This is a genomic window from Salmonella sp. 741265050_HSA (genome assembly GCF_046569445.1).
GTDB classification, from domain to species: domain Bacteria; phylum Pseudomonadota; class Gammaproteobacteria; order Enterobacterales; family Enterobacteriaceae; genus Salmonella; species Salmonella enterica.
This window is the reverse complement of the sequence record NZ_JBKFSV010000013.1, coordinates 82,907-102,074: the sequence shown is the minus strand read 5'-3', so window position 1 is coordinate 102,074 and position 19,168 is coordinate 82,907. Positions and strand designations below refer to the sequence as shown.

23 protein-coding genes are annotated in these 19,168 nt (G+C 52.9%); 8 read left to right on the top strand and 15 right to left on the bottom strand.

Annotated elements, in window-relative coordinates; all coding sequences use genetic code 11:
- From ACLD4F_RS18195 to fkpA, 9 genes are all read right to left on the bottom strand, one after another.
- Window positions 1-222 (bottom strand): GTP-binding protein (locus ACLD4F_RS18195; protein ID WP_000031665.1); only part of this gene is annotated, 222 nt, incomplete at its 3' end.
- A 71-nt stretch (window positions 223-293) separates the two neighbouring features.
- Window positions 294-2,408: an elongation factor G gene (gene fusA / locus ACLD4F_RS18190; RefSeq protein WP_000124693.1), complete on the bottom strand. Its 2,115-nt coding sequence runs from the start codon at window positions 2,406-2,408 to the stop codon at window positions 294-296.
- Between the two features lie 96 nt (window positions 2,409-2,504).
- Complete coding sequence (rpsG, locus tag ACLD4F_RS18185) at window positions 2,505-2,975, bottom strand: 30S ribosomal protein S7 (RefSeq protein WP_001138042.1); 471 nt, start codon at window positions 2,973-2,975, stop codon at window positions 2,505-2,507.
- 95 nt (window positions 2,976-3,070) lie between these two features.
- Complete coding sequence (gene rpsL, locus ACLD4F_RS18180) at window positions 3,071-3,445, bottom strand: 30S ribosomal protein S12 (protein ID WP_000246815.1); 375 nt, start codon at window positions 3,443-3,445, stop codon at window positions 3,071-3,073.
- Between the two features lie 125 nt (window positions 3,446-3,570).
- Window positions 3,571-3,858, bottom strand: coding sequence for a sulfurtransferase complex subunit TusB (gene tusB, locus ACLD4F_RS18175; RefSeq protein WP_000903400.1), 288 nt, complete (start codon window positions 3,856-3,858; stop codon window positions 3,571-3,573).
- A 7-nt stretch (window positions 3,859-3,865) separates the two neighbouring features.
- Window positions 3,866-4,222, bottom strand: coding sequence for a sulfurtransferase complex subunit TusC (gene tusC / locus ACLD4F_RS18170; RefSeq protein WP_000820705.1), 357 nt, complete (start codon window positions 4,220-4,222; stop codon window positions 3,866-3,868).
- Window positions 4,222-4,608 (bottom strand): sulfurtransferase complex subunit TusD, encoded by a 387-nt coding sequence (gene tusD, locus ACLD4F_RS18165; protein ID WP_001268010.1) that lies wholly within the window; start codon window positions 4,606-4,608, stop codon window positions 4,222-4,224. The genes tusC and tusD overlap by 1 nt, the downstream gene beginning before the upstream one ends.
- The gene (locus ACLD4F_RS18160) at window positions 4,608-5,330 is read right to left on the bottom strand and encodes a transcriptional regulator (protein WP_000091471.1); all 723 of its coding nucleotides are present in this window, start codon (window positions 5,328-5,330) and stop codon (window positions 4,608-4,610) included. Before ACLD4F_RS18160 ends, tusD begins: the two co-directional genes overlap by 1 nt.
- A 276-nt stretch (window positions 5,331-5,606) precedes the next feature.
- Complete coding sequence (gene fkpA / locus ACLD4F_RS18155; RefSeq protein ID WP_000838225.1) at window positions 5,607-6,425, bottom strand: FKBP-type peptidyl-prolyl cis-trans isomerase; 819 nt, start codon at window positions 6,423-6,425, stop codon at window positions 5,607-5,609.
- A gap of 219 nt (window positions 6,426-6,644) precedes the next feature.
- Between fkpA and ACLD4F_RS18150 the strand changes: the two genes are divergently transcribed.
- Complete coding sequence (locus ACLD4F_RS18150) at window positions 6,645-6,863, top strand: protein SlyX (protein ID WP_001152701.1); 219 nt, start codon at window positions 6,645-6,647, stop codon at window positions 6,861-6,863.
- A gap of 188 nt (window positions 6,864-7,051) precedes the next feature.
- On the opposite strand, the gene slyD is transcribed toward ACLD4F_RS18150, so the two are convergent.
- From slyD to kefG, 4 genes are all read right to left on the bottom strand, one after another.
- The gene (gene slyD / locus ACLD4F_RS18145; RefSeq protein WP_001521971.1) at window positions 7,052-7,642 is read right to left on the bottom strand and encodes a peptidylprolyl isomerase; all 591 of its coding nucleotides are present in this window, start codon (window positions 7,640-7,642) and stop codon (window positions 7,052-7,054) included.
- A 94-nt stretch (window positions 7,643-7,736) separates the two neighbouring features.
- A complete protein-coding gene (locus ACLD4F_RS18140) occupies window positions 7,737-7,937 on the bottom strand; it encodes a YheV family putative zinc ribbon protein (protein ID WP_001007735.1) in 201 nt (66 codons plus the stop codon).
- A gap of 10 nt (window positions 7,938-7,947) precedes the next feature.
- A complete protein-coding gene (gene kefB, locus ACLD4F_RS18135; protein WP_023136948.1) occupies window positions 7,948-9,753 on the bottom strand; it encodes a glutathione-regulated potassium-efflux system protein KefB in 1,806 nt (601 codons plus the stop codon).
- Window positions 9,753-10,304 (bottom strand): glutathione-regulated potassium-efflux system ancillary protein KefG, encoded by a 552-nt coding sequence (gene kefG / locus ACLD4F_RS18130; RefSeq protein WP_000081820.1) that lies wholly within the window; start codon window positions 10,302-10,304, stop codon window positions 9,753-9,755. The genes kefB and kefG overlap by 1 nt, the downstream gene beginning before the upstream one ends.
- A 265-nt stretch (window positions 10,305-10,569) precedes the next feature.
- Here kefG and ACLD4F_RS18125 point away from each other — a divergent pair, with 265 nt between their 5' ends.
- On the top strand, window positions 10,570-12,477 hold the full coding sequence (locus tag ACLD4F_RS18125; protein ID WP_023233146.1) for an ABC transporter ATP-binding protein: 1,908 nt from the start codon (window positions 10,570-10,572) through the stop codon (window positions 12,475-12,477).
- Between the two features lie 162 nt (window positions 12,478-12,639).
- Window positions 12,640-12,861, top strand: coding sequence for a LysR family transcriptional regulator (locus ACLD4F_RS18120; protein ID WP_079944722.1), 222 nt, complete (start codon window positions 12,640-12,642; stop codon window positions 12,859-12,861).
- A 1-nt stretch (window position 12,862) separates the two neighbouring features.
- On the opposite strand, the gene ACLD4F_RS18115 is transcribed toward ACLD4F_RS18120, so the two are convergent.
- Complete coding sequence (locus ACLD4F_RS18115) at window positions 12,863-13,174, bottom strand: monooxygenase (protein ID WP_000047689.1); 312 nt, start codon at window positions 13,172-13,174, stop codon at window positions 12,863-12,865.
- A 197-nt stretch (window positions 13,175-13,371) separates the two neighbouring features.
- On the opposite strand from ACLD4F_RS18115, the gene ACLD4F_RS18110 reads away from it, so the two are divergent.
- From ACLD4F_RS18110 to ACLD4F_RS18100, 3 genes are read left to right on the top strand one after another with little or no spacing between them, the layout of a single operon-like run.
- Window positions 13,372-14,439 (top strand): hydrolase, encoded by a 1,068-nt coding sequence (locus ACLD4F_RS18110; RefSeq protein WP_001214115.1) that lies wholly within the window; start codon window positions 13,372-13,374, stop codon window positions 14,437-14,439.
- Window positions 14,436-14,654 (top strand): YheU family protein, encoded by a 219-nt coding sequence (locus ACLD4F_RS18105; RefSeq protein WP_000586568.1) that lies wholly within the window; start codon window positions 14,436-14,438, stop codon window positions 14,652-14,654. The genes ACLD4F_RS18110 and ACLD4F_RS18105 overlap by 4 nt, the downstream gene beginning before the upstream one ends.
- Window positions 14,655-14,705: 51 nt before the next feature.
- On the top strand, window positions 14,706-15,575 hold the full coding sequence (locus tag ACLD4F_RS18100) for a phosphoribulokinase (protein WP_001274690.1): 870 nt from the start codon (window positions 14,706-14,708) through the stop codon (window positions 15,573-15,575).
- Window positions 15,576-15,670: 95 nt separating this feature from the next.
- Here the strand turns inward: ACLD4F_RS18100 and ACLD4F_RS18095 are convergent, their stop codons facing one another.
- Window positions 15,671-16,075: an OsmC family protein gene (locus ACLD4F_RS18095; RefSeq protein WP_001148919.1), complete on the bottom strand. Its 405-nt coding sequence runs from the start codon at window positions 16,073-16,075 to the stop codon at window positions 15,671-15,673.
- A gap of 307 nt (window positions 16,076-16,382) precedes the next feature.
- Here ACLD4F_RS18095 and crp point away from each other — a divergent pair, with 307 nt between their 5' ends.
- Window positions 16,383-17,015, top strand: a complete 633-nt coding sequence (crp, locus tag ACLD4F_RS18090; RefSeq protein ID WP_000242758.1) for a cAMP-activated global transcriptional regulator CRP — start codon at window positions 16,383-16,385, stop codon at window positions 17,013-17,015.
- Between the two features lie 48 nt (window positions 17,016-17,063).
- Entirely contained in the window at window positions 17,064-19,151 is a 2,088-nt protein-coding gene (locus ACLD4F_RS18085; RefSeq protein WP_000269311.1) for a YccS/YhfK family putative transporter, read from the top strand.
- Window positions 19,152-19,168: the final 17 nt, after the last annotated feature.

Below are 19,168 nucleotides of genomic sequence, written 5' to 3'. Positions count from 1 at the left end.
GGTCGGGGTATCGTATTCAACGTGAGAAGTGTTGATGGTGATACCACGCGCTTTTTCTTCCGGAGCGTTATCGATCTGGTCGAATGCACGAGCAGCACCGCCGTAGGTTTTAGCCAGTACGGTGGTGATTGCAGCGGTCAGGGTAGTTTTACCGTGGTCAACGTGGCCGATGGTGCCGACGTTAACGTGCGGTTTTGTACGTTCAAATTTTTCTTTAGACACGGCTATATTCCTTACTATAGCGCTCTCCCCTTCAGGAGAGAGCACGGGATTTTGGTTTTTAACCCTGCGGCTTATTTACCACGGGCTTCGATTACGGCCTGAGCAACGTTGTTCGGCGCATCATCATACTTCAGGAATTCCATAGTGTACGATGCGCGACCTTTGGTCAGAGAACGCAGCTGAGTTGCATATCCGAACATTTCAGACAGCGGTACTTCAGCGTGGATCTTAACGCCTGTAACTTCAGATTCCTGACCTTTGAGCATACCACGACGGCGGCTAAGGTCGCCGATAACGTCACCGGTATTCTCTTCAGGTGTTTCTACTTCAACCTTCATGATCGGCTCAAGCAGAACTGGTTTTGCTTTCTTAAAGCCTTCTTTAAAGGCGATAGACGCAGCCAGTTTAAACGCCAGCTCAGAGGAGTCAACGTCATGGTAAGAACCGAAGTGCAGACGCACACCGAGATCAACTACCGGATAACCCGCCAGCGGGCCAGACTTCAGCTGCTCCTGGATGCCTTTATCAACGGCCGGGATGTATTCGCCAGGAATTACACCACCTTTGATGTCGTTGATGAACTCGTAACCTTTCGGGTTAGAGCCCGGCTCCAGCGGGTACATGTCGATAACAACATGACCATACTGACCGCGACCACCAGACTGTTTCGCGTGTTTACCTTCGATGTCGGTAACTTTCGCGCGAATCGCTTCGCGGTAAGCAACCTGAGGTTTACCCACGTTAGCTTCAACGTTGAATTCACGCTTCATACGGTCAACGATGATATCCAGGTGAAGTTCACCCATACCAGCGATGATGGTCTGGTTAGATTCTTCGTCAGTCCATACGCGGAATGACGGGTCTTCTTTCGCCAGACGGCCCAGAGCCAGACCCATTTTTTCCTGGTCAGCTTTGGTTTTCGGTTCTACCGCGATGGAGATTACCGGCTCAGGGAATTCCATACGTTCCAGAATGATCGGGTTTTCCGGATCACACAGGGTGTCACCGGTAGTCACGTCTTTCAGGCCGATAGCAGCCGCGATGTCGCCCGCGCGAACTTCTTTGATCTCTTCACGTTTGTTGGCGTGCATCTGAACGATACGACCGAAACGCTCACGTGCGGTTTTCACGGAGTTCAGTACGGTATCACCAGAGTTAACCACACCGGAGTACACACGGAAGAAGGTCAGGTTACCCACAAACGGGTCGGTAGCGATTTTGAACGCCAGCGCAGAGAACGGCTCGTCGTCGCTTGCGTGACGCTCAGCCGGAGTATCTTTACCGTCGTCCAGAATACCGTTGATCGCAGGTACGTCTACCGGGGATGGCAGGTAATCAATTACCGCATCCAGCATCGCCTGAACACCTTTGTTCTTGAATGCAGAACCACAGGTTACCAGGATGATTTCGTTGTTCAGAACGCGCTGACGCAGAGCTTGTTTGATCTCTTCTTCAGTCAGTTCTTCACCACCCAGGTATTTTTCCATCAGCTCTTCAGAAGCTTCTGCGGCGGACTCGATCAGGTTCTGGTGCCATTCGTTAGCCAGGTCCTGCATGTCAGCCGGGATATCTTCGTATTCGAAGGTAACGCCCTGGTCGGCATCGTTCCAGTTGATGGCTTTCATTTTCACCAGGTCAACAACGCCGGTGAAACCTTCTTCAGCACCAATTGCCAGCTGCAGCGGAACCGGGTTCGCGCCCAGACGGGTTTTGATCTGACCAACAACTTTCAGGAAGTTCGCGCCCATGCGGTCCATTTTGTTAACGAACGCAATACGCGGAACTTTGTATTTGTTTGCCTGACGCCATACGGTTTCAGACTGCGGCTGAACACCACCAACTGCGCAGTAAACCATTACCGCACCATCGAGAACACGCATGGAACGTTCTACTTCGATAGTGAAGTCAACGTGCCCCGGGGTGTCGATGATGTTGATGCGATGCGGTTCATACTGCTTAGCCATACCAGACCAGAATGCAGTAGTCGCTGCGGAGGTGATAGTAATACCACGCTCTTGCTCCTGCTCCATCCAGTCCATGGTAGCTGCGCCGTCATGAACTTCACCGATTTTGTGGTTTACACCGGTGTAGAACAGAATACGTTCGGTAGTAGTGGTTTTACCGGCGTCGATGTGCGCACTGATACCGATATTACGGTAGCGTGCGATGGGTGTTGTACGAGCCATTTGATTCCTCGTTGATATCTTTAGGCGTTCAGTTAAGTTATCCAAAACGGGCGACTTACCTGAAGCGCCCGCCTGGTGACTATGACTCCGAAGGGATTACCAACGGTAGTGTGCGAACGCCTTGTTGGCTTCTGCCATACGGTGAACGTCTTCACGTTTCTTAACTGCAGTACCTTTGTTGTCTGCAGCATCAGAAAGTTCGTTCGCCAGGCGCAGAGCCATGGATTTATCACCGCGTTTACGAGCAGCTTCTACGATCCAACGCATTGCCAGAGCATTACGACGGACCGGACGGACTTCAACTGGTACCTGATAAGTAGAACCACCTACACGGCGGGATTTAACTTCTACAGTCGGGCGAACGTTTTCGAGAGCGACTTCGAAAGCTTCCAGTTCAGATTTACCAGAACGCTGAGCCAGGGTCTCCAGCGCGCTGTATACGATTGATTCTGCAGTAGATTTTTTACCATCTACCATCAGGATATTGACAAATTTAGCCAGCAGTTCTGATCCGAACTTCGGATCCGGCAGAATTTTACGCTGACCAATGACGCGACGACGTGGCATGGAAATACTCCGTTGTTAATTCAGGATTGTCCAAAACTCTACGAGTTTAGTTTGACATTAATTTAAAACGTTTGGCCTTACTTAACGGAGAACCATTAAGCCTTAGGACGCTTCACGCCGTACTTAGAACGAGCTTGCTTACGGTCTTTAACGCCGGAGCAGTCAAGCGCGCCACGAACGGTGTGGTAACGAACACCCGGGAGGTCTTTAACACGACCGCCACGGATCAGGATCACGGAGTGCTCCTGCAGGTTGTGACCTTCACCACCGATGTAGGAAGTCACTTCAAAACCGTTAGTCAGACGAACACGGCAAACTTTACGCAGTGCGGAGTTCGGTTTTTTAGGAGTGGTAGTATATACACGAGTACATACGCCACGTTTTTGCGGGCATGCTTCCAGCGCAGGCACGTTGCTTTTCGCAACTTTGCGAGCACGTGGTTTGCGTACCAGCTGGTTAACTGTTGCCATTAAATAGCTCCTGGTTTTAGCTTTTGCTTCGTAAACACGTAATAAAACGCCCTCACACAATATGAGGACGCCGAATTTTAGGGCGGTGTCGAAAAGGTGTCAAGAAATATACAACGATCCCGCCATCACCAGGCCATCTGGTTGGCATACTTAACCGTGAGTCTGACAAACTCAGTATAGTCAACCCTGACGACACTGTCTGAAATTTGACCACCCAGGCCGCGGGCGTCAATGTCTTCTTTCAAGGCATAGACCGTTATGGGGGCATCGCGCAGACTTTCAAGGAAGCGGTTACCTTCAATCGCGACGGTAACGCCATCCTGGAGCAACAAAAGCGCATCGCCCTCTTTTAGCAGGCGCAGCAAAGCGGGAAAATCAACGCTCGAGGCGCAATGAGGTAAGGTATGCAGCATAAACGCCTCAGAATCTCAGGATGACATCATAGTTGCCAAGCTCGCGGCGTAACGCCACGGGTTCAAGCGGCGTGGCGTCTACCACAAAATTAACGTTCTCCAGACCACGCTCGCGCAGCGATGCCGCGCAGATCCAGCATTGATCAATATCGTACAAATCAAAGAGCTTGAAAGTAGCAATATAATCACGCGCCAGCACAGCGTCTGGTTTTTGTCCCGGTAATAACTGAAAGACGCCGTCGCTGATAAAAAAGACGCCCAGCGCTTCCGTTAGCGCTGACGTCGCCAGCAGCGCATCCAGTCCTTCACGGCCTGAGGCGCTGCCGTGCGGCGCGGTGGAAAAGACAAATGCAATACGTTTCATTAAAACTGCACCACCCGATCGCAGGTGAGAGATGCCTCCGCCAGCGCGCCCAGTCCGCTTAGCGTAAAGCCCGGCTGAAGATTGGCGGACGGCAACGCCAGTCTGCCAGCTTCAGTTTCATCAATAATACCGCGACGAAGCGCCGCCGCGACACAGATGTTCAGCGCTACGCCATGCTGCGTATTCAATTTCTGCCAGGCGCGTACCAGATCATATTCATCGCTCGCCGGCGAGGTCAGGAGATTGGCGTTATAGACACCTTCCCGATAGAAAAAGACGCTGGCTAACTCATGCCCCTCATTGAGCAGCGCGTGGGCGAACTGCAATGCGCTGCTGGCCTGCTGGGTGCCATATGCCGGCCCGGTGACCATAATGGCATAACGCATTATTTATCCTGCCCCTGAAAATCGCCGCTTTTGAACTGGCGAATATAGAGGTAAACCGTGTGTTTTGAGATATTCAGACGATCGGCTACCTGGTTAATGGCGTCTTTAATATCGAAAATGCCTTTTTCGTACAGGTTAAGGACGATCTGACGATTTTTCGCGTTGTTAGAGACATTACGATCGGCATTCACTTCTTCGATCGTGAACTCCAGCGTCTGGGTGACTAAATCTTCGACTGAGGAGGCAAAATTAACCGCTGAGCCGACTTCCGGCGTTTCCGGCGGAATAAAGGTATTCATAATCTGTGAAAATGGCACATCAAGATTCATGTTGATGCACAGTAGACCAATGACGCGCTGCTCGCGGTTGCGAATGGCAATCGTCAACGACTTCATCAAGACACCGCTTTTCGCGCGCGTGAAATAGCATTTCGACACGCTACTGTCCGCCCCTGTCATGTCGTGCAACATGCGCAACGCCAGGTCGGTAATCGGCGAGCCAATTTTACGGCCCGTATGTTCGCCATTGGCAATACGAATGGCTGAACATTTTAGATCCTGCAAAGAGTGCAATACGATTTCACAATGGGAACCTATAAGCATCGCTAACCCGTCCACTACCGCTTCGTAGGATTTCAGAATATCGAAGTCGGTTTGCTCGAAGGGACGCTGATCCAGCAAATCAAGTTCACTGGTTTCGTTGGTTAAAAGCGACCTGGACATGAAAAAAAACACTCCTTTTCAGGAGCCTGTCGTTATGTTTTCAGGGCAGGCTCATTATTTACGCGGATGATTAAATTAATACAGTGAGGGTTCATCTTTCCAGTACTAATTTGCTCGTCTATTTCAGGCTACGTGTGCGTTGGCGGTCATTCAGCCTACGGTCTCGCCCTTAACGACCAGCGCAAGCGCCGTTATCCGCAAATCAAATTATGGTGAGTAATATATCCGGCCTGCATAAAAAAAACCGCCGCTATTACAAGCGGCGGCTCTCAGTTTTTATTTTTTAGCAGCATCTGCGGCTTTAGCGTCAGCCGCATCGGCAGGTTTAGCATCCGCTTTCGGCGCTGGTTTGATATCCAGCAGCTCTACGTCGAATACCAGGGTGGAGTTCGCCGGGATACCCGGAACGCCCGTTTTACCGTAGGCCAGCGCCGGTGGGATAACCAGCTTGATCTTGCCGCCTTTCTTAATATTTTTCAGGCCTTCAGTCCAGCCAGGGATAACGCCGTCCAGACGGAAGGAGAGCGGTTCGCCGCGCGTGTAAGAGTTATCAAACTCTTTACCGTCGATCAGCGTACCTTTGTAGTTCACCACAACGGTATCGCTATCTTTCGGCGCCTCGCCTGTGCCTTCTTTCTCTACTTTGTAAAGCAGACCGGTAGAGGAGGTTTTCACGCCTTTCTCTTTAGCAAAAGCGTCGCGGAACGTTTTACCTTTTGCTTCGTTATCGGCAGCGTCTTTTTCCATCTTCGCCTGAGCAGCGCTCTTCACGCGTGCTTCAAACGTCTGCAGCGTTTGCTCAATTTCCTGATCGGACAGTTTGCTCTTATCGGCAAAGGCATCCTGAACGCCGGCAATCAACTGATCTTTATCCAGTTTGATGCCCAACTTTTCCTGCTCTTTAAGCGAATTTTCCATGTAACGACCCAGCGAGGCGCCCAGCGCATAAGCCGCTTTTTGATCGTCGTTTTTAAATGCTGCTTTGCTATCAGCGGTAGCTGCCGGTTTCGCCGCATCAGCAGCAAAAGTGATCGGTGCATGCATAGCAACGGCCATCGTAGTTGCCAGCAGCGTGGCTTTAAACAGTGATTTCATCCATATCTCCAGGGCCGGGGCATCTCGCCCCATGTTAACTTACGTAAGAAGCGTACTATAAATCGTTGCAGAACAAATCAACATACGAACACGCCCTATTATCACTTCTTTTCAGACTCTTTTTGTTTAAATTAGTTTCGTAGGGCGCGTAATGGTTGCTGTGAAAGCCGGTAAAGTTAAGTAGAATCCGCCGACGGAGACAACATAAAGAGGTACATCATGCAGGATATCACGATGGAAGCTCGTCTGGCTGAACTGGAAAGCCGTCTGGCGTTCCAGGAGATTACCATAGAAGAACTAAACCTGACGGTAACCGCACATGAAATGGAGATGGCGAAGCTGCGCGATCATCTGCGTTTGCTCACGGAAAAGTTAAAAGCCAGTCAGCCGTCAAATATCGCCTCTCAGGCAGAAGAAACGCCGCCGCCGCATTATTGAGACGAAAAAAAAGCGGGGTTAACCCGCTTTTTTTGTGCCCGATGATTTATCGAACCAATGATAATACCCTAAGGATTTCGAGTCACAGCAAGGCGGCAAGCTTGAAAATTCCCCGGGAGCATAGATAACTATGTGATCGGGGTTTGAAAGCGTAGCCAACACCGCGGTGGCTTGAAAGACGACGGGGATTAGTGGCAACCGCAGCCGCCTTTACCACCGCCACCGCAGCAGCCTTCGCCGCCGTGCTCGTGACTATGGTCATGACCATGACCGCCACAGCAGCCGTCTTCACCGTGATCGTGGTGGTGATCGTGCGCGCCGTGAACATGACCGTGAGCCAGTTCTTCTTCAGTCGCTTCACGAATCGCAACAACTTCGACGTTAAATTTCAGATTCTGGCCCGCCAGCATGTGGTTACCATCAACCACAACGTGATCGTCTTCCACTTCGGTAATCTCTACCGGTACCGGGCCCTGGTCGGTTTCAGCCAGGAAACGCATCCCTACCTGCAGTTCATCAACGCCCATAAAGACGTCTTTAGGCACACGCTGCACCAGATTTTCGTCATACTGGCCGTAAGCGTCGTTCGCGCCAACAGCGACATCAAATTTGTCGCCAACTTCATGGCCTTCCAGCGCGGTTTCCAGACCAGAGATCAGGGAGCCGTGACCGTGCAGGTAATCCAGCGGCGCACTCACCGGAGACTCATCAACCAACACACCGTCTTCTGTACGTACCTGATAGGCCAGGCTGACCACCAGGTCTTTTGCTACTTTCATGATATCTCCTGAGCATGGGAAGAATAGTGGCGCAGATTGTAGCGGAATTCTGCAGCCGTGTACCCCTTAGCTTAAAAAAACCTGCGGCATATCGCTAGTCCGGATGAAAAATCCCGATCACTTGCTCTTCTTTGCGAACATGCTCGCGAACGTCTTTATCCGCTTCCCGCATTTGATGCCCGCACTTAACGCATTCAACAATATCGACATTATTTTCACGCCACATCGCCATTGTATCCTGCGCCTGACAGGCCGGACATTTCGCGCCTGCAATAAAACGTTTACGGATTGCCATTGTTTTACCCCTACTCAAATTCATCCCAGCCATCCAACTGGCGCCGTTCCTGTTGCATTTCGCGCTGAAAAATCTCCTCCAGTTCGCGTCGGGCCTCTCTGGCGCGCGAAATCTGTACCATGTCGCTATGCTCCGGGATCAGCTCCCGCAACATTCGCATATCCAGCCGACGAAAATGCAACTGCGCGCGTTGCGCCTGATGCGGATGCATACCTAACGACACCAGAGTTTTACGTCCCAATTCCAGCGCGCTGGAAAACGTTTCACGGGAAAACTGCGTGACGCCAGCCTGTAATAACTCATGGGCCTCCACACGTCCACGCGCTCGCGCAAGAATATGCAGATGAGGAAAATGCTGCTGACACAGCGCCACCAGCTTCATCGTGTCTTCCGGTTCATTACACGTGATGACTATCGACTCCGCCGCCTCCGCGCCCGCAGAACGCAGCAGCTCGACTTGTGCAGCGTCGCCGTAATATACTTTATAACCATATTTGCGCATCAGATTAACGGCGCCGATATCGCGTTCCAGCACGGTGATACGCATCTTATTCGCCATCAATAAGCGAGCGATCACCTGACCAAAACGGCCAAAGCCGACGACAATCACCTGGGGCTTATCATCTTCAACCCACGGCTTTTCATCATTCTCTTCCGGGCCATTAAGACGGCGCGATAACCACTTATCAATCCCTTTCATCAGTAGCGGCGTGGTCATCATTGATAACGTGACAGTCACCAATAATAACGCCATCTGATCGCCCTGAAACAGGCGCTGAGAAGAGGCGGTAGAAAAGAGCACAAAAGCGAACTCGCCCCCCTGACTCAGCACGCTGGCAAACTGCATCCGTTCAGAACTTCTTATTCCATATAGCCGCGCCAGCAGATACAGCGTCAGCATTTTTATGGCGACCAGAATAACAACGCTCGCCGCCACCCACAGTAAATGGGTATAAAGTACGCCGAGATTTAGCGACATACCGACGGAGATAAAGAACAGCCCAAGCAGTAAACCTTTAAAGGGATCGATAGCGTTTTCCAGCTCATGCCGGTATTCGCTCTCTGCCAGTAAAACGCCGGCAATGAAGGTTCCCAGGGCCATCGACAGTCCCAGCGCGTCCATAAATAAGGCGGCGCTCAACACCAGCAACAACGTCGCGGCAGTGAAGACCTCCCGCACGCCGGACGCAGCAATAAAACGAAATACCGGGCGCAACAGGTAACGACCGCCAATCAGCATTACCGCGAAGGCCAATACCTTCATTGCCACTTTAAACCAGTCGAAATGCTCGTCGGCCGATCCCGCCAATAAAGGCACCAACGCCAGCGCGGGGATCACCGCTAAATCCTGAAACAGTAAGACGGAAAACCCTAACTGCCCGGACTCGCTACGGTTCATGCCTTTCTCGCGCATCAGTTGTAGCGCCATCGCCGTCGAAGACATCGCCAGGCCAATCCCGCCGACGACCGCCGCCTGCCATAAGAAATCAGCAAGCATCAATAACCCCGCCAGCACCGCCGCGCTTAACAGCACCTGAGCAGCGCCGACGCCGAAGATAGAGCGCCGTAGTTGCCAAAGCCGGGACGGATTGAGTTCGAGACCAATGATAAACATCAGAAACACGACGCCCAGTTCGGAAAAGTGCAGGATCTCGTCAACGTCGCTGATAAATCCCAGCCCCCACGGACCGATGGCGATTCCCGCCAGCAAATACCCTAGCACCGCGCCGATGCCCAGCCTCGCGGCTAACGGCACCGCCGCCACCGCCGCGAAGAGGAACAACACTCCCGCTGTCAATAAATCAGCACCTTCCATCAATAGCCTCCCGCGCTCACAGGATTCGCCAGCCACTCGCCATAGGCTTTCGCATGACTGGCCAGCGTCTGCGGCGACTGGCGCCGCGCCCAGTACACAATAATGGGCGGCATCCAGTGCATCCGGCACATGGCCGCGGTCAGTTCAAAGGGGCGCAGTACATCGCTCATTGGATAGCGGTTTAGCGCGTCATACCGGTAAGCGCTCTCCGGCTCGCCGGTCGTAATCACGCTACGCCAGTACTTTCCCACCAGTTGGTTTCCCCCTGGTCCGCTGGCGAACCCCCGACTCAAAACGCGATCAAGCCATTCTTTCAGTAAAGCCGGACAGCTATAGGTGTAAAGGGGATGCTGAAAAACAATGACGTCGTGCTCACGTAACAGGGCTTGTTCATAGGGCGTGTCGATAAAAAAATCAGGATAGCGCGCATAAAGATCGTGCACGGTTACGTTATTGTGCTGTATGGCCGGTTTAAGCAGTACCCGGTTAGCAACCGAGTCCTGAGATTCCGGATGGGCATACAACAGCAAGACTTTCGCTGGCTGAGACATCAATCCCCCTCCCGGTTGTTTTGGGTCGATACATGCCATTCTTCAGGCCGCTTCTACGTTGACAGTGTTTGTTCAACTCAGGAACGTACTCTATGTCCGCCGCTGGAGATTAATGAGAGATATTCTTGTCCCTCACCAAAGGCGGCCTGAATGATTTTGTGTATCGTTGTTGTTTTGAGCTACCATTGCGCTCCAGCGCGGCGGTACGCCCGAATATTACATTATCATAATGATAAATTAACATAGTCTGAACATACGGCGCCTTATGATTGTTTTCTCCTCGTTACAAATTCGTCGCGGCGTGCGCGTCCTACTGGACAATGCCTCGGCTACCATTAATCCAGGCCAGAAAGTCGGCCTGGTGGGTAAAAACGGCTGCGGTAAATCTACCCTGCTGGCATTGCTAAAAAATGAAATCAGCGCCGATGCCGGGAGTTTTACCCTGCCCGGAACCTGGCAATTAGCGTGGGTGAATCAGGAAACACCTGCGTTGCCTCAGCCAGCGATTGAGTATGTCATTGATGGCGACCGTGAATACCGGCAGCTGGAGGCGCAGCTTAACGACGCCAACGAACGTAACGACGGACATGCTATCGCCTCCATACACGGTAAGCTGGACGCCATCGACGCATGGACCGTTCGCTCGCGCGCCGCCAGCCTGCTACACGGTCTCGGCTTCTCTAACGATCAGCTGGAACGTCCGGTCAGCGACTTTTCCGGCGGCTGGCGGATGCGCCTTAACCTGGCTCAGGCGTTGATTTGCCGTTCCGATTTACTGCTGCTCGACGAACCGACCAACCACCTCGATCTGGATGCCGTTATCTGGCTGGAAAAATGGCTGAAGAGCTATCCAGGCACCCTGATTCTGATCTCCCACGATCGCGATTTTCTTGACCCGATAGTGGATAAAATTATCCATATCGAACAGCAGACTCTGTTCGAGTACACCGGCAACTACAGCGCGTTTGAAGTTCAGCGCGCCACGCGCCTGGCGCAACAGCAGGCGATGTATGAGAGCCAGCAGGAGCGTGTGGCGCATCTGCAAAGCTACATCGACCGTTTCCGCGCCAAAGCGACCAAAGCCAAGCAGGCGCAAAGCCGTATCAAGATGCTGGAGCGTATGGAACTGATTGCGCCGGCTCATGTCGACAACCCGTTCCATTTCAGCTTCCGCGCGCCGGAAAGCCTGCCGAACCCGCTGCTGAAGATGGAAAAAGTCAGCGCAGGTTATGGCGATCGCATCATTCTGGAATCCATCAAGCTGAACCTGGTGCCCGGCTCGCGTATCGGCCTGCTGGGCCGCAACGGCGCGGGGAAATCGACGCTGATCAAGCTGCTGGCGGGCGAACTGGAACCGTTGCACGGTGAAATTGGCCTCGCCAAAGGCATTAAGCTCGGCTACTTCGCCCAGCACCAACTGGAGTTCCTGCGCGCCGATGAATCCCCGTTGCAGCATATGGCGCGTCTGGCGCCGCAGGAACTGGAGCAGAAGCTGCGCGACTATCTCGGCGGCTTCGGCTTCCAGGGCGACAAAGTAACGGAAGAGACGCAACGTTTCTCCGGCGGCGAGAAAGCGCGCCTGGTGCTGGCGCTGATCGTCTGGCAGCGTCCAAATCTGCTGCTGCTCGATGAACCGACCAACCACCTGGATCTCGACATGCGTCAGGCGCTCACCGAAGCGCTGATTGATTTCGAAGGCGCATTGGTCGTCGTGTCGCACGACCGCCACCTGATTCGCTCCACCACTGACGACCTCTATCTGGTTCACGACAAAAAGGTCGAACCGTTCGACGGCGACCTGGAAGATTATCAGCAGTGGTTGAGCGATGTGCAGAAGCAGGAAAACCAGGCCGACGACGCGCCGAAGGAAAACAACGCCAACAGCGCCCAGTCACGCAAAGATCAGAAGCGTCGCGAAGCCGAGCTACGCACTCTGACGCAGCCGCTGCGTAAAGAGATTACCCGTCTGGAAAAAGAGATGGAAAAGCTCAACGCCCAGTTAGCGCAGGCGGAAGAGAAGCTCGGCGACAGCAGCCTGTATGACCCCAGCCGTAAAGCGGAGATGACCGAGTGTCTGCAACAGCAGGCCAGCGCCAAATCCGGGCTGGAAGAATGTGAAATGGCATGGCTTGAGGCGCAGGAGCAGCTTGAGCAGATGATGCAGAACGACTAAGAGCCTATCCCATTAGGCTATTTTATTCGCCATTTTAGGGCCGGGCAGTGCTCGAAATCCTCACGTACTATGTGTACGCTCCGGTTTCTGCGCGCTGTCCGGCCCCAAACTGGCTTCAACAATTACGCCTACTGCGATAGGCTCTAACGCGCGGGGCGGGCGATGAACCTGTCAATCACCGATGACATTACCTTCCGCAAGCTCACCATCTTCATGATGTTTGTGGAGAAGGGTAACATCGCCCGCACCGCCGAGGCGCTGAACACGCTGGAAGAGAACGTTCGTGGTCCGCTGTTCGTCCATAAAGGCCTCTTCGGTACTCGTCCCGGTATAAAGATTACCGTTGCGGTCGGCAGCACCGGAACAGAAGCCTGCGTTATGTGATTTAGCGGCAAAGGTTGCCGTGATTTATTTTCGTCAGCGCGTCGTTCACGCCAAATAATTTAAACGTCACCTCATCAACGCCAAGATTTTTCAGACGCGCAGTGTGTTTTTTAATATAAGCCTGCGCCGTTTCTTCGGATTCAAACAAGTAAATGCCGCCAGCTTGCTGGTTTTTCTCGCTTTCTGTCCAGATTTTCCAGATGAAGCCCGGCTCCTCATTGATAGACTCCGCCAGCCCGACCAGTTGCTGAGTCATCTCCTCGCCAAAAGGGCCGCTAAAGTTAAAATGGATCTGTAAAAGTGTCTTCGACATGCCTTCTCCTTGAGTCACATAACTATCGTGTTGCCACACTACCACGATTAATTCGGCTGATGCAGAGGTTCACGCGATTTCTGTGGGGTATTGCGCGCGCCTTGCATACCGCCCCCGCTGGTGAAATGAGGCGCAATTTTATTTCGCCAGACGACCAATTGAACGTAAAATCACATATTGACTAATCTGTGAACCTTATGCGCGGTATAGTATTGTTTCCAATTATCAATTGTTCTGGTGCTATGGTTGAGATCACGTCCACAGAAATGACCCCGCCTGTCAATGACTCGCATGAATTTATTCCCATGCGTGGCATTCGTAATCGCCATTTACAAACTATGCTGCCGCGCTTAATCCGCCGCAAAGTGAAGTTCAACGCCCACTGGCAGCGGCTGGAGCTACCGGACGGCGATTTTGTCGATCTGGCATGGAGCGAAGAACCGCAACAGGCAAAGCATAAACCGCGGCTGGTGGTCTTTCACGGTCTGGAAGGCAGCCTGAACAGCCCCTATGCCCACGGGCTGATTGAGGCGGCGCAAAAGCGCGGCTGGCTGGGCGTGGTGATGCACTTTCGCGGCTGTAGCGGCGAACCCAACCGTCTGAATCGTATTTACCACTCCGGTGAAACGGAGGACGGAGCCTGGTTTTTACGCTGGTTACAGCGGGAGTTCGGCGCCGTTCCGACAGCCGCCGTGGGCTATTCGCTCGGCGGTAATATGCTGGCGTGCCTGCTGGCGAAAGAAGGCCGCGATATTCCCATCGAGGCGGCGGTGATTGTTTCTGCGCCCTTTGTTCTCGAAGCCTGTAGCTACCATATGGACAAAGGGTTTTCCCGCGTCTATCAGCGTTATTTGCTTAATCTGTTAAAAGCGAATGCGTCACGCAAGCTGGCGGCGTACCCCGGGTCGCTGCCGGTGAATCTGGCGCAACTGAAATCAATGCGCCGTATTCGCGAGTTTGACGACCTGATCACCGCGAAAATTCACGGCTTTGCCGACGCCATCGACTACTATCGTCAGTGTAGCGCCATGCCGTTGCTTAACCAGATTGCTAAACCGACGCTGATTATTCACGCTAAAGACGATCCGTTTATGGATCATCATGTGATCCCTAAAGCGGAAGATCTGCCCCCGCAGGTGGAGTATCAGCTAACTGAGCATGGCGGACACGTAGGATTTATCGGCGGTACGCCGCTGCGCCCTGAAATGTGGCTGGAACGCCGAATTCCTGACTGGCTGACAACGTACCTGGAGGCGTCATCATGATCATTCCCTGGCAGGGGCTCGCCCCCGACACGCTGGACAACCTGATCGAAAGCTTTGTGTTGCGCGAAGGCACCGATTATGGTGAACATGAACGTTCGCTTGAACAAAAAGTCGCTGACGTAAAACGCCAACTGCAATCCGGCGAGGCCGTGCTGGTATGGTCTGAATTACATGAAACGGTCAATATTATGCCGAAAAAGCAGTTTCGCGAATAAAACGCCTTTGCCGACAATACATTATTACTAAAGCTCAATCATGGAGTTGCCATGTCAGCCAAACATCCGGTGATAGCAGTAACAGGGTCAAGCGGCGCGGGGACCACCACCACCAGCCTCGCGTTTCGTAAAATTTTCGCGCAGTTAAATCTGCACGCCGCCGAGGTGGAAGGCGACAGTTTTCATCGTTACACCCGCCCGGAAATGGATATGGCGATCCGCAAAGCGCGTGACGCCGGGCGGCATATCAGCTATTTCGGGCCTGAAGCCAATGACTTCAGCCTACTGGAACATACCTTTATTGAGTACGGGCAGACGGGTAAAGGCCAGTCGCGTAAATATCTGCATACCTATGATGAAGCCGTACCGTGGAATCAGGTTCCCGGCACGTTTACCCCCTGGCAGCCGCTTCCCGAACCGACCGATGTGCTGTTTTATGAAGGACTGCACGGCGGCGTCGTCACCCCGCAACATGATGTCGCGCGTCATGTTGATCTGTTGGTTGGCGTGGTGCCTATCGTCAACCTCGAGTGGATTCAGAAACTGATTCGCGACACCAGCGAGCGCGGGCACTCCCGTGAAGCGGTGATGGATTCCGTGGTGCGTTCCATGGACGACTACATCAATTACATTACGCCGCAGTTCTCGCGTACCCATATTAACTTCCAGCGCGTGCCGACCGTCGACACGTCCAATCCGTTCGCCGCAAAGGGTATTCCCTCGCTGGATGAGAGTTTTGTGGTGATCCATTTCCGCAACCTGGAAGGGATCGATTTTCCCTGGCTCCTGGCGATGCTCCAGGGCTCGTTTATTTCTCACATTAATACATTAGTGGTGCCGGGCGGCAAAATGGGGCTGGCGATGGAGCTGATTATGTTGCCGCTGGTGCAGCGATTAATGGAAGGCAAAAAAATCGAATAACCGCGGTGAAATGCCCGATGGCGCTACGCTTATCGGGCCTACGAGATAAAAACGGGTAGGCCGGATAAAGCCACGCCGCCATCCGGCATCACGTGTTACGCCGCAATCACTTCATACGAATGGGTAATATTGACCGCTTTTTCCAGCATTAGCGCCACCGAGCAATATTTTTCCGCGGAGAGATCGACAGCGCGCGCGACGGCAGCCTCTTTCAGATCGCTGCCGGTAACGATAAAATGCAGATTAATGTGCGTAAACAGGCGCGGCGCGTCTTCCCGGCGCTCGGATGTCAGCTTCACTTCGCAGTTGGTGACATTCTGACGGCCCTTTTGCAGGATTGATACCACATCAATAGCGCTACATCCGCCAGCCGCCATTAATACCATCTCCATCGGACTCGGCGCTTTGTCACCGGAGTTGCCATCCATTAAAATCTGGTGGCCGGAGGAGGACTCTCCGAGGAACGTGAGCCCTTCAACCCACTTTACACGCGCTTGCATATTTCGTAACTCCAATGTTTCAATTTTCCTGAAAGATTACGCGCATACAACAAAAGTCGCAATGGAAGGCGACCTGGGTCATGCTGAAGCGAGACACCAGGAGACACACGGCGAAAGCTATGCTAAAACAGACAAGATGCTACAGTAATACATTGACGTACTGCATGTATGCAGAGGACATCACATTACAGGCTACAATCTATTTTCGTAGCCCCCTTCCCAGGTAGCGGGAAGTATATTTTTGCAACCCCAGAGACAGTGCCGTTTTCTGGCTCTGGAGACAGCTTATAACAGAGGATAACCGCGCATGGTGCTTGGCAAACCGCAAACAGACCCGACTCTTGAATGGTTCTTGTCTCATTGCCACATTCATAAGTACCCGTCAAAGAGCACGCTGATTCACCAGGGTGAAAAAGCAGAAACGCTGTACTACATCGTTAAAGGCTCCGTGGCAGTGCTGATCAAAGATGAGGAAGGGAAAGAAATGATCCTTTCTTATCTGAATCAGGGTGATTTTATTGGTGAACTGGGCCTGTTTGAAGAAGGCCAGGAACGCAGCGCCTGGGTACGTGCGAAAACCGCATGTGAGGTCGCTGAAATTTCCTACAAAAAATTTCGCCAATTAATCCAGGTCAACCCGGATATTCTGATGCGCCTCTCTTCCCAGATGGCTCGTCGCTTACAAGTCACCTCTGAAAAAGTAGGTAACCTCGCCTTCCTTGACGTCACCGGGCGTATCGCTCAGACGCTGCTGAATCTGGCGAAACAGCCCGATGCCATGACGCACCCGGATGGGATGCAGATCAAAATCACCCGTCAGGAAATCGGCCAGATCGTCGGCTGCTCCCGCGAAACCGTTGGTCGTATTTTGAAAATGCTGGAAGATCAAAACCTGATCTCCGCGCATGGCAAGACCATCGTCGTCTACGGCACCCGTTAATTCCGTCAGAATGGCGCGTTTTATCATGCGCCATTTTTGTTTGCATCGATGTGGCGAAGACTGATTTATCACCCAGAGATTAATTACGCACTACGGCAAACGCTGGTGCTGTGCCTGCCTGTGGCTGTTGGTTTATTGATAGGCCAGCTACACCTGGGCTTGCTTTTCTCTCTCGTTCCCGCCTGCTGCAACATTGCAGGTCTGGATACCCCGCACAAACGCTTTTTTAAACGCCTGATCATCGGCGCGTCGCTGTTCGCCGGATGCAGTCTGGTAACGCAACTTCTGCTGGCGGAATCCATCCCCCTGCCGTTGATCCTGACCGGGCTCACGCTGGTGCTTGGCGTGACGGCGGAAATTAGCCCGCTTCACGCGCGGCTACTGCCAGCGTCGCTGATTGCCGCCATCTTTACCCTGAGTCTTGCGGGATACATGCCCGTCTGGGAGCCACTGCTCATTTATGCGCTGGGCACGCTATGGTACGGCGTGTTTAACTGGTTTTGGTTCTGGCTATGGCGCGAACAGCCGCTGCGCGAGTCATTGAGTTTGTTATACCGTGAACTGGCCGATTATTGCGAAGCGAAATACAGCCTGCTCACCCAACATATCGATCCGGAAAAAGCGCTGCCTCCCCTGCTGATACGCCAGCAAAAAGCGGTCGATCTCATTACCCAGTGTTACCAACAGATGCATATGCTTTCGGCGCACAACAATAATGATTACAAGCGTCTACTACGGGCTTTTCAGGAAGCGATGGATTTGCAGGAGCACATCTCCGTCAGCTTGCATCAGCCGGAAGAGGTACAGAAACTGGTAGAACGCAGCCATGCGGAAGAGGTGATTCGCTGGAATGCGCAAACGGTCGCCGCCCGTCTGCGCGTGCTGGCGGATGACATTCTTTATCATCGTCTGCCGACGCGCTTCTCCATGGAAAAACAGATTGGCGCTCTGGAGAAAATCGCCAATCAGCATCCTGAAAATCCGGTAGGCCAGTTCTGCTATTGGCACTTCAGTCGAATCGCCCGTGTGCTGCGTACTCAGCGTCCGCTGTACGCCCGCGACCTGATGGCCGATAAACAGCGTCGTCTGCCGCTACTTCCGGCGCTGAAAAATTATATGTCTCTAAAATCGCCGGCGCTACGCAATGCCGGACGCATCAGCGTGATGATGAGCATCGCCAGTCTGATGGGCAGCGCGTTGCACCTGCCTAAACCGTACTGGATACTCATGACAGTGCTGTTTGTCACCCAAAACGGCTATGGCGCGACGCGCGTACGTATTCTGCACCGTTCGGTCGGAACGCTGGTCGGCCTGGTGATTGCCGGCGTCACGCTGCACTTACATATTCCCGAAAGCATTACGCTGGCGGTCATGCTGGTACTAACGCTGGCAAGTTATCTGATTATTCGTAAAAACTACGGCTGGGCGACGGTCGGCTTTACGGTGACGGCGGTATACACCATCCAGTTACTGACGTTAAACGGAGAGCAGTTTATTGTGCCGCGGCTGATCGATACGCTGATTGGCTGTTTAATTGCCTTTGGCGGCATGGTCTGGCTGTGGCCGCAATGGCAAAGCGGGCTATTACGTAAAAACGCCCATGATGCGCTGGAAGCCGATCAAGAAGCTATCCGACTGATCCTCAGTAACGATCCGCAGGCCACCCCGCTCGCTTATCAAAGAATGCGGGTCAACCAGGCGCATAACACGTTATTCAACTCGTTAAATCAGGCAATGCAGGAACCCGGATTCAATACCCACTATCTGTCGGATATGAAACTGTGGGTCACGCACAGCCAGTTTATTGTCGAGCATATCAACGCCATGACGACGCTGGCGCGGGAACACACCATGCTGACGCCGGATCTGGCGCAGCGCTATCTGGAATCTTGCGAGATTGCGATTCAGCGCTGCCAGCAGCGCCTGGAGTACGACAGGCCAGGCGGCTCCGGCGATGTCAATATTCTGGAGTCGCCGGACATGCCGTCACATGGCTTATTGAGCACTCTGGAACAACATTTACAGCGCATCATTGGCCATCTGAACACCATGCACACCATTTCGTCGATGGCCTGGCGTCAGCGTCCGCATCACGGTATCTGGCTGAGTAAGCGGCTACGGGATACAAAAGGTTAAGTCCGACTGCCGGATGC

What these genes read in the sequence shown, in the direction of transcription:
- fusA (WP_000124693.1), bottom strand. Translation starts at nt 2,408, where the DNA reads ATGGCTCGTACAACACCCATCGCACGCTACCGTAATATCGGTATCAGT.
- rpsG (WP_001138042.1), bottom strand. Translation starts at nt 2,975, where the DNA reads ATGCCACGTCGTCGCGTCATTGGTCAGCGTAAAATTCTGCCGGATCCG.
- rpsL (WP_000246815.1), bottom strand. Translation starts at nt 3,445, where the DNA reads ATGGCAACAGTTAACCAGCTGGTACGCAAACCACGTGCTCGCAAAGTT.
- tusB (WP_000903400.1), bottom strand. Translation starts at nt 3,858, where the DNA reads ATGCTGCATACCTTACCTCATTGCGCCTCGAGCGTTGATTTTCCCGCT.
- tusC (WP_000820705.1), bottom strand. Translation starts at nt 4,222, where the DNA reads ATGAAACGTATTGCATTTGTCTTTTCCACCGCGCCGCACGGCAGCGCC.
- tusD (WP_001268010.1), bottom strand. Translation starts at nt 4,608, where the DNA reads ATGCGTTATGCCATTATGGTCACCGGGCCGGCATATGGCACCCAGCAG.
- ACLD4F_RS18160 (WP_000091471.1), bottom strand. Translation starts at nt 5,330, where the DNA reads ATGTCCAGGTCGCTTTTAACCAACGAAACCAGTGAACTTGATTTGCTG.
- fkpA (WP_000838225.1), bottom strand. Translation starts at nt 6,425, where the DNA reads ATGAAATCACTGTTTAAAGCCACGCTGCTGGCAACTACGATGGCCGTT.
- ACLD4F_RS18150 (WP_001152701.1), top strand. Translation starts at nt 6,645, where the DNA reads ATGCAGGATATCACGATGGAAGCTCGTCTGGCTGAACTGGAAAGCCGT.
- slyD (WP_001521971.1), bottom strand. Translation starts at nt 7,642, where the DNA reads ATGAAAGTAGCAAAAGACCTGGTGGTCAGCCTGGCCTATCAGGTACGT.
- ACLD4F_RS18140 (WP_001007735.1), bottom strand. Translation starts at nt 7,937, where the DNA reads ATGGCAATCCGTAAACGTTTTATTGCAGGCGCGAAATGTCCGGCCTGT.
- kefB (WP_023136948.1), bottom strand. Translation starts at nt 9,753, where the DNA reads ATGGAAGGTGCTGATTTATTGACAGCGGGAGTGTTGTTCCTCTTCGCG.
- kefG (WP_000081820.1), bottom strand. Translation starts at nt 10,304, where the DNA reads ATGTCTCAGCCAGCGAAAGTCTTGCTGTTGTATGCCCATCCGGAATCT.
- ACLD4F_RS18125 (WP_023233146.1), top strand. Translation starts at nt 10,570, where the DNA reads ATGATTGTTTTCTCCTCGTTACAAATTCGTCGCGGCGTGCGCGTCCTA.
- ACLD4F_RS18120 (WP_079944722.1), top strand. Translation starts at nt 12,640, where the DNA reads ATGAACCTGTCAATCACCGATGACATTACCTTCCGCAAGCTCACCATC.
- ACLD4F_RS18115 (WP_000047689.1), bottom strand. Translation starts at nt 13,174, where the DNA reads ATGTCGAAGACACTTTTACAGATCCATTTTAACTTTAGCGGCCCTTTT.
- ACLD4F_RS18110 (WP_001214115.1), top strand. Translation starts at nt 13,372, where the DNA reads ATGCGCGGTATAGTATTGTTTCCAATTATCAATTGTTCTGGTGCTATG.
- ACLD4F_RS18105 (WP_000586568.1), top strand. Translation starts at nt 14,436, where the DNA reads ATGATCATTCCCTGGCAGGGGCTCGCCCCCGACACGCTGGACAACCTG.
- ACLD4F_RS18100 (WP_001274690.1), top strand. Translation starts at nt 14,706, where the DNA reads ATGTCAGCCAAACATCCGGTGATAGCAGTAACAGGGTCAAGCGGCGCG.
- ACLD4F_RS18095 (WP_001148919.1), bottom strand. Translation starts at nt 16,075, where the DNA reads ATGCAAGCGCGTGTAAAGTGGGTTGAAGGGCTCACGTTCCTCGGAGAG.
- crp (WP_000242758.1), top strand. Translation starts at nt 16,383, where the DNA reads ATGGTGCTTGGCAAACCGCAAACAGACCCGACTCTTGAATGGTTCTTG.
- ACLD4F_RS18085 (WP_000269311.1), top strand. Translation starts at nt 17,064, where the DNA reads ATGTGGCGAAGACTGATTTATCACCCAGAGATTAATTACGCACTACGG.